Source organism: Halopiger aswanensis (assembly GCF_003610195.1).
Classification (GTDB): Archaea; Halobacteriota; Halobacteria; order Halobacteriales; family Natrialbaceae; genus Halopiger; species Halopiger aswanensis.
On the sequence record NZ_RAPO01000008.1, the window covers coordinates 46,599 to 55,013 of the forward strand.

Genomic DNA, 8,415 nt, shown 5'->3' on the forward strand with positions numbered 1-8,415 from the left:
GATCTCGGCGACGACATCCGCGAGAGATTGATGCTCCGCGAATGCTGTTGCGAGCGTCTCAAAGTACTAACTGTCAGCCGATGGCGTTGATGCACTACGGTTGGTCTCACTGGGAACTGCCGACCGCGACCCACCAACATTCAAGACGGCGTCAACCGTTGCAATCACTATCAGTTAATGACGGGGTCTCCACAATTTTCTCCCGGCCAGCGGGTGATTCTCAACGATACTCCTGCAGAGGTCATCCGGACTCGGACTGTCGGTGACATCGAGTACCTACGAGCCTATATTGAAGGGGAGGGTGCCAAAACCGTTTGTCTGGATGACGTCGAGATTCAGCCCTCTCAGAGTGGAATCGAGAGGATTTCCGATCACCAACTCGACGCCCTTCATCCTGATCACGATACGGTCTCGGCGCAGTGGTTCGACCTCCACACACAGGCGACGAAACTCAAGCTCGCCCACGAGCAGGGACAGCTCCTGAGCATCTCGAACTCGCTCGTTCGACTCGAGCCCTACCAGCTCGACGCCGTGAACTGGGTGATGCAGAAACTCCGACAGCGGGCGCTCATCGGCGACGACGTCGGGCTCGGGAAAACGATAGAGGCTGGGCTCATCCTCAAGGAACTCTCCGCCCGAAATCGCGCCGACCGTGTCCTGTTCGTCGTTCCCGCGCACCTGCAGAAGAAGTGGATCCGGGATATGGATCGCTTCTTCGACGTCGATCTCACCGTCGCAGACCGGGCCTGGGTCGAAGGTGAGCGGCGCCGGCTCGGCGAGGAGGCCAACATCTGGAACCAGGATCAGCAACAGCTCGTCACCAGCATGGCGTTCCTGCGACAGGACGAGTTCCGGCCTGCACTCCGGGACGCGTTCTGGGACGTCGTCGTGGTCGACGAGGCACACAAGGCCGCAAAGCGGGGGGACTCGCCGAGCAAGACGGCAAACATGGTTGATACCGTCACGGGAAACTCCGACTCGCTGCTGCTTCTCAGTGCGACGCCCCACGACGGGAAAGGCGAGGCGTTCCGCTCACTCGTCGAGTACATCGACCCGTTCCTCGTCGCCGAGAACCGAGAACTCTCACAGGAAACAGTCGATCGCGTGATGATCCGTCGCGGCAAGACCGACATCTACGACGAGGATGGTGAACGCGTCTTCCCAGACCGGGAGGTCAATTCGGTCTCGGTCTCAATGACGCACGACGAGCGTCAGTTCTACCGGGCGGTCACCGACTACGTCAAAAACGTCTACAACCGCTCGGAGAAGTTGAACGAACCCGCGGTCGGGTTTGCGATGGCACTCATGCAGAAACGGCTGGTGAGCAGCGTCGGCGCGATTCACGCGACGCTTCGTCGACGACTGGACGACCTCCTCGACGAAGAAGCGGAAACTGAAGGCCTTTCTGAGGAAGCGCGAGCCTACCTCGATGGCGAGGATCTAGACGAGGACGATAAGGAACGCGCGGAAGACGAGATCGCCGGTCTGACAGTCACCAGCACCGACGAACAGCTCCAAGAAGAGATCGACACACTCCGCGACCTCGTCTCGCTGGCGGAGGACTTACCGGTCGACTCCAAAGCACAGAAGGTCAGGCGATTTATCTCCCAACTCCTCGAGGAACAACCGGACGAGAAACTCCTGTTGTTTACCGAGTACCGAGACACGCTCGACTACCTCCTCGAGTTCGTACAAGATGAGCCGTGGGCCGACGAGATTCTCGTGATTCACGGCGACGTGGACAAGGAGGAACGAGCACGGATCGAAGACGAGTTCAATCACGGCCAGTCGCGACTCCTGTTCGCGACCGATGCAGCGAGCGAGGGGATCGACCTTCAGCACAGTTGCCACATTATGGCCAACTATGAGCTCCCATGGAACCCAAACCGGCTCGAGCAGCGGATCGGGCGCATCCATCGCTACGGACAGGAAGAGGAGGTCAAGGTCTGGAACTTCCTCTTCGACGATACCCGCGAGAGCGAGATCTTCGAGATGCTCCAAACCAAGGTCGAAGAGATTCGCTCCCAGCTCGGAAACACGGCGGACGTACTCGGCATCCTCGACGACATCGACGTGGACTCGCTCATCATGGAGTCCATCGAGAACGACGAACCGCCGAGTGCAACCAAAGAGGAACTTGAAGAGATGATCGAGGAGCGTCAGCGGACACTCGAGGAGTGGTACGAGCGGAGCCTCGTCGATACCAGCACATTCGACGCGGAGAGCCGCCGGCAGATTCAGGAGGTTGTCGACGAGTCAGAGGACGTCTACGGAAGCGAGGGGGACATTCGCGAGTTCTTTGAGCGAGCAGTCGAGGCCTTCGGGGGCGAATTCGAGAAGCGCGGCACCAACCTCTATCAAGCCGAATTGCCGGATGGAATCAATCAGCCCGGCCAAGACACGACATTCGGTCCGTTCACGTTCGACCGAGACTTCGCGATGGATCACGAGGACATCACCTATCTCGCTCCGGACACAGACGTCCTACAACGGCTTATGGCACGCGTGTTGGAGGACGAGCGCGGTGAGGTCGGACTCAAACTGCTTCCGTTCATCGACACGCCGGGAATCACCTACAACTATCGCGTGGCGTTCGAGGACGGTACTAGCGATGTGATTCGCGAGGAGACCATCCCCGTCTTCGTGGATGCTGCGCAAGAGGACGCTCAACAGGCGCTTGGTGAACGTGTTGTCGAGGGTGACTCGGTGACAGCAAAGCCCGACGTCGACGACCTTCGGACAGTACTCGACGCTCAAACCGACTTACGGACGGCTGCCGATCGCTATGTGAGCGTGCGGGTCAACGAGATCAAGAACCACCTTCAAGAGAAGCGCCACGAGGAGACCGCTCGGGAGCTAGAGAATCTCGACGAATACGCACAAGCGGAACGGGAACGGATCGAGGCGTTCATCGAGGAATACGAGCGCAAGGCGGACACTGGCTCGGATATGGACATCGCGATTCGTGGTCAACAAGAGCGTCTCGAGCAGCTTGAAGACAGAATCGAAACACGTCGCGAAGAACTCCGGCGTCGAGAGCAGATCATCTCCCTAGCGCCAGAGGTCGAGAACTACTGTCTCACGCTCCCCCTTTGAGTTCCGCCATATCTCACCGCTGACCGCAGTCTTCTCGGTATCTGCTTACGTTGGCGCCCCCGTCCTCATTAAGATCGATCACTCTTCAAATGGACTATCGACTACGAATAATTCTGACTCGAGTCGCGCACGATTCACTCATAGTGAACGATGATCGTATGTCATGAGTCTGGAGCCAGTCACTCGCGGGTCTCTTCGAACTCCTAAATTCTGAGTTCCTCGACGCTTCTATTCTACATCTCATTGTACACTGCTTCGATGTAGGGTCTATAAAAAGCATACGAGGAAGCTACAATCCGCGAGATTGGAAAAATCGCTCTTGTTGTCCTGACTGCAGTCAGTTTCTATTCGTTGTTGTATCCCTATTCGAACTCATGCGTTCATCACTTGAATTGGATTAGCATATCTGACTTCTGAATAGAAAGGGGACAAGTGAGTAGCTAATCCAAATGGGAACTTTGGCTTTTCAAGACGATTCAGGTTCTCTGAATAGAGTTTCTTGGCACTAGAGACCATAGCACATAGACTGTGCAGTCATGGTTGAACTTGAAGTCGAAAATACGTACTACGAACAAGTAACTGAAACAGAAACCGTACAGATATGTGATGCATGCGGCGAACCATGTGAAGAAAACGGAGGCTATAATCCAGTCACAGTTCACGGCGATTGGAACGAGAAGTACGATCTTTGTGAAAACTGTGTATGCACCCTTGACGACACAAGTCAAGTACTTCAGATAGCCCATTCTACCGAGAATAGCAGAAAGGCTCCTACTGATTCACCTATACGACCAATTATCGAATGGACAAAATATGCTCTTCAGTGGGCTCGAAGTAGCATATGGCGATTTATAGGTGTCTTTTTCGCATTGTGGCTGGGATCCGGATTACTCTCGTTCGTTGCTGAACCACTCGGTAGCTTACTCGGACTCATCCTTCTTGGGTGGATATCATATGAGGGGTACCGGAAATTCAGCAGTTTAGATCTCTCAGGACTACAGGAAATACCTCAGGTCAAGGATTCTCGAGTAGTCCGTCAAACAATGAACGAAATTCAGTCACATATATCGAATATAGGATCTAACAAAAATAGTATTATGTCTAATGTGAGTTCTGATATGAAATCGTCCAAAGACAGTGATGCACCGTTTGACTGGTACGGTGATACCGATGTTGACGTCGAGGAAGTATTGGATTACATTGATGCCGAAATTGATCAGGAGACTAGGGAACGCATCAAAGCTAGCGTCGAAAAACACAGAAATCGCGGTGATGCAGTTGACGCGGCAGACATCCGCTGGATAGCGGAGGCATCTGAACAACTAGATTTAGAAGGAGATCATTCGTAGCAGTGAATAGATAGTTCAGCTCGAAACGGGATTCTAGGACTGAATTTCTGAAAAACGTTATCTAAGTGACCTCTCATTCGGACAGTCTGTGAAAACTAGAGACGCGGATGACTGGGAATTCCGTTCGACGATAAGAAAGAAAAGTGCCGAACAGAATTAACCCGGCCACGAACAGCCAGTACCTTCAGCAAATCAGTTCGTAAAGCGGTCCCAGTTTTACTCCTCGACCTCCCGTATCGCAGTTGCCAGTATATCATTGATGACTGGCGCGATCTCCTGATGTTCCTTAACTGCCTGCGATAGTGTTTCGTAGTAGCTATCAGGGAGATCAGTTTTCACGACTGAGTAAACCTTCTCAGTGAATCGCGGGTTGTTATACGAATAATCAGCGCGTTTCTGGATGTCGTGCTTTCCCAACACCGGGTCAAGTTCATCCGCGAATCGATCACTGACGAACAGTTCCTTGAACCGCTCTCTATAAGGAGAGCTGCCCGGCCAACGTAATTGCACTGTCAGTTTCCCGTCTTTGAAAGACTTAATGTTCCGAATCAGATGCACAAAATGCATTCGAACATCGGCGTCCTCAATCGCTAATGAGTTGTCTTGCCGCCAGTTCGAGTGGTAAAACTGCCCGTTGTGATCGGGGTTACAGTGCCAATTTTCGGACCACGTCTCGGGGAGGTACCCTTCAACGAAGTTTCGCCGCCAATTCTCTCTTTCATGCTGATAGACGGCCTCTAGTCCGTCAATCGCTTCATTGATCGCGTCTTCATGGTTGAAGTACAGTTCCATCTTCTCGCGTTCCGTTTTGAGATGCTTGTCTTCGGTCATGTCTTGCTGGATCGTATCGAGAAAGTCACTCAGCTGCGCTGTGGTTCGAGTGGGATACCTCCCCTGATTTTCGGAGAGTAGAGGCCTAAGCCAGGAATGTACCTGTTTCCAGGTAATGTTCACAAAGCTATCTGACTCTGCATCCTTGTGTCCAGGGCGCTTAATGTACAAATAGTGGTGGCCACCTTCAGGGAACTCGCTCTTGCTTGTTTGGCCGAGCTGCGTGTCCTTAATGTATCGTCGTGTCTGGTTCTCACCCTCTTGTGAGTACAGTTTTAATTCGCAGCATATGAAGAACTGGCCGGACGATTGGATTACCAAATCAGGCTGATTCCCGCTTTCAGACCGCTGCTCAGCTACGACATCAATCGCCTCTGGTGCGTAGTCGGGAATATCACCATCTACGTACCCATCAACCCCTTGGAGAAATCGGTTAAGTGCGTCTGTACCGAGTCCATGAGGGAATTCCGGGTCGAGAAAATACTCGAGATAATTCTGCCATGCACCTTCACTCCCAGCACGCCCCTGTAACTGTAAGGTCGTTCGTGGTGGCGGTTCTGGAGACGGTATGCGCTCAATCGCCGTTTCAAAGTTGCTCAATCGTTCTTTCGTCCGAGTTACAGTCTTTTCATCGACTGATTCTTGGAGGTGACTGAGTTGAGTTCTCAGTCGGTCCGTCGATTTACGCTCTGCCACTACCAATTGAGTTGACTAGTGAAATCATGAACTTATCGGAAACTATCATTTGTTCGGCTGACGATCGCTACACTTCAAAAACATTATAATTGTGACTTAACTAGGGAAATATACATCCGATTCTCATAATCAGAACTCATCTCTGACATAGTTCAGGGATCCGCTTGCTACGCTTATCGTCATCACTGTTGATCACAACCGAGACACCCGTTCGTGCCTTAGTGAACACGAACTGCTTGCGAAGATAACGAACATATCGCCCCCAACGATAGCTGGATCGGGGACTTAGGATTCGTAGTGATCGATTTCGATGAGTACGCTCTTCTCGGAGCCACGAACAGAACCGACAGCGTGGACGAGGCAGTGAAGGGTAGTCACCGGGCACAGGAACTAATCGAAGTACCTCAACCGGATGTAGACACACGGAAGAACTTGTACCGGTACTTCCTCGAGAAACAGGACGTGAGGAGTACTGTTGATTTGGTCTGCTTGGTGGAGGAGAGCCAGTGTTTCCCCGCAGCAGATATTAAAATTATTTGTGAGAAAGCAGCCTGGTACGCAGCCGATGGGCACTAGAACAGGGGACAGTAATGGAAAAGATTGAAATTCGAAAAGAGGATTTAGGAAAGCGCTTGACTGTGTTTAGACCAGGTTGCGGTTGTATCAGTTATCTTCTTGTAATCAGTGGAGACCGCCGTTGGCTTCTCGAGTTCAAGATATAGCGGAAAACTGGTTTCCAGGACCAGATCAAGGTACCCAGAGCGACTATTATAGCACCGAAAACGATCGCTCCCATATCACCGGATTGTGGCTGTGTGAATAAGGAACTGGCACCAGCCCATTCGAAGAGGAAGCCGATAACTCCGAACGGTCCTGCTTTGATAGTCGCCGCAGCGAAGCCAGTCAGTGTCAGAATCATGGGAAGTAGAGCAAGTGAAAAAAGGATCAGGTATGCCTCGGTGCTGAAAACGTTCCCAGAAAGTGCCTCAGTATCTGCCAGTGCAGAAGCAAAAGTAGCGATAAATACGGAGAGTAGGCTGCTTGCAATAACATCAGCTATCCTCAAGCGAATACGTTCTATGAAATTCATCATTAGATAGTAATTGGTCAATATCCAAAAAACATTCTAGGCGATAATTGCCCTACTGGAAAGGTTGTTAATGTTGTTCTCTCTCAACCTCGTACATTCGGTACTCAAGGTCTTCAATGTCGTCAGAAAGGTGCTCAAGATTTCGCTCGATACTGTTAAAATTTGCTGGGAATTCATCGTGGACAGCAGATAATGGCGAGATTGTCTCATCGTCGGAATACGAGAAATATGTTCGTCTCCCGCCATCATCTTGTTCTACAATACGCCAGGTAATGCATTGCCGCCAATTTAATTCCTCCAACTTTGCTGCTACACGGGTTTTGACTAAATCGCGAGTCTTCTCCCCGACTTCACCTCCAATCTCTTCTAAAAGGAACAGAGAGTTGGCTTCGTTCTCGAGAACGTGGTCAACGATTTCATCGAGGAAAAATGCTTGCTCAGAGTTGTCAGCCAGAAACTTGCGGATATGCACCTCAAGTGGGTCAGGCCGTTGACCGTTTTCCCAGTTGTCGGAGTCAGTATTGATGGGCATGAGCTGTTGATTTTCCTGTGTCACATTAAAACATGTTGCTGCTGTGGATTATAACTAAGACCAGAAGTTTGACACACTATCTGTGAGAGACTCCTGGTATGATCGGGAAGCGACGTTCAGATCATATCCTATTGGTGGGTATTCCTGTTATTGGAGTCCTCGTTCTGGGAATGATTTTCCTGAACTATGGAGGATGGCTTGGAGATCAGTTCGCTACTCTGGTTATTAGTGGTGTCAGTGCTTTTGCGTCGGCTGCTCTGGCAGTAGCAACATACACTACTGTTTTGCAGAATCGGCGTACGGTGGAGGAGTTGCAGAAGGACCGGGAAAAACCGCTTGCTGAGGATAAGCTCCGTCAGTTGATCGTCCCGTTCATTGATGAAATAGACGATAAAGTAGAGACCATCGAAGAGGGAGATGATTCGTGGGTACGTGTTCGCAATGCGTATGGAAATCACGTTGGCATATCACCTTATCAGGCACCGTCTAGTTAGCGCAGTTTGAGAAGTGAGCAGGTCGTAGAGTTTGGTTGGAACTATGCTCGCAGACCTGCTCAGCGAGTGCTACGCGGCGGAATTTGATGAATCTTGGGAGCGTGAGCGGACGGCAACACCCGTCAGGGTGTTTGCCGTCCGTCTCCACGCGACCGGTTGTTCTCTCCGTGAGACACAAGCAATTCTTCGCTTGATTGGCGTAGAACGCTCTCATCAAGCAATCTGGAACTGGGTACATCGGCTGGCTGACAGCGTGCCAGACCCGCCGACGGCGCAGCCGTCGCGGGTCGCCATTGATGAAACCGCTGTCAAGATTAACGGTGACTG

General features: G+C 51.6%; 7 protein-coding genes and 1 pseudogene. 6 read left to right on the forward strand and 2 right to left on the reverse strand.

The features are described 5' to 3' along the window. Positions 1-177 precede the first annotated feature (177 nt). Complete coding sequence (locus ATJ93_RS22235; protein ID WP_120246848.1) at positions 178-3,096, forward strand: helicase-related protein; 2,919 nt, start codon at positions 178-180, stop codon at positions 3,094-3,096. A gap of 536 nt (positions 3,097-3,632) precedes the next feature. Then, a complete protein-coding gene (locus tag ATJ93_RS23325; protein WP_147376681.1) occupies positions 3,633-4,445 on the forward strand; it encodes a hypothetical protein in 813 nt (270 codons plus the stop codon). Between the two features lie 216 nt (positions 4,446-4,661). Here the strand turns inward: ATJ93_RS23325 and ATJ93_RS22240 are convergent, their stop codons facing one another. Then, positions 4,662-5,972: a PD-(D/E)XK nuclease family protein gene (locus tag ATJ93_RS22240; protein ID WP_170155635.1), complete on the reverse strand. Its 1,311-nt coding sequence runs from the start codon at positions 5,970-5,972 to the stop codon at positions 4,662-4,664. A 297-nt stretch (positions 5,973-6,269) separates the two neighbouring features. On the opposite strand from ATJ93_RS22240, the gene ATJ93_RS22245 reads away from it, so the two are divergent. Together ATJ93_RS22245 and ATJ93_RS23330 are read left to right on the forward strand one after the other, a co-directional pair. After that, positions 6,270-6,548, forward strand: coding sequence for an ATP-binding protein (locus tag ATJ93_RS22245; protein ID WP_120246850.1), 279 nt, complete (start codon positions 6,270-6,272; stop codon positions 6,546-6,548). Between the two features lie 239 nt (positions 6,549-6,787). Then, positions 6,788-7,072 (forward strand): hypothetical protein, encoded by a 285-nt coding sequence (locus ATJ93_RS23330; protein ID WP_147376682.1) that lies wholly within the window; start codon positions 6,788-6,790, stop codon positions 7,070-7,072. A 57-nt stretch (positions 7,073-7,129) separates the two neighbouring features. Here ATJ93_RS23330 and ATJ93_RS22250 read toward each other — a convergent pair whose 3' ends face one another. Further along, positions 7,130-7,618, reverse strand: coding sequence for a hypothetical protein (locus ATJ93_RS22250; protein ID WP_147376683.1), 489 nt, complete (start codon positions 7,616-7,618; stop codon positions 7,130-7,132). A gap of 74 nt (positions 7,619-7,692) precedes the next feature. Here ATJ93_RS22250 and ATJ93_RS23335 point away from each other — a divergent pair, with 74 nt between their 5' ends. Both ATJ93_RS23335 and ATJ93_RS22260 read left to right on the forward strand, forming a co-directional pair. Further along, positions 7,693-8,088 carry a hypothetical protein gene (locus tag ATJ93_RS23335; RefSeq protein ID WP_147376684.1) on the forward strand — a complete coding sequence of 132 codons (396 nt, stop codon included), beginning with the start codon at positions 7,693-7,695 and terminating at the stop codon, positions 8,086-8,088. A 43-nt stretch (positions 8,089-8,131) separates the two neighbouring features. Continuing rightward, positions 8,132-8,415 (forward strand): annotated as a pseudogene (locus ATJ93_RS22260) (IS6 family transposase); the annotation flags it as partial.

What these genes read in the sequence shown, in the direction of transcription:
- ATJ93_RS22235 (WP_120246848.1), top strand. Translation starts at nt 178, where the DNA reads ATGACGGGGTCTCCACAATTTTCTCCCGGCCAGCGGGTGATTCTCAAC.
- ATJ93_RS23325 (WP_147376681.1), top strand. Translation starts at nt 3,633, where the DNA reads ATGGTTGAACTTGAAGTCGAAAATACGTACTACGAACAAGTAACTGAA.
- ATJ93_RS23335 (WP_147376684.1), top strand. Translation starts at nt 7,693, where the DNA reads ATGATCGGGAAGCGACGTTCAGATCATATCCTATTGGTGGGTATTCCT.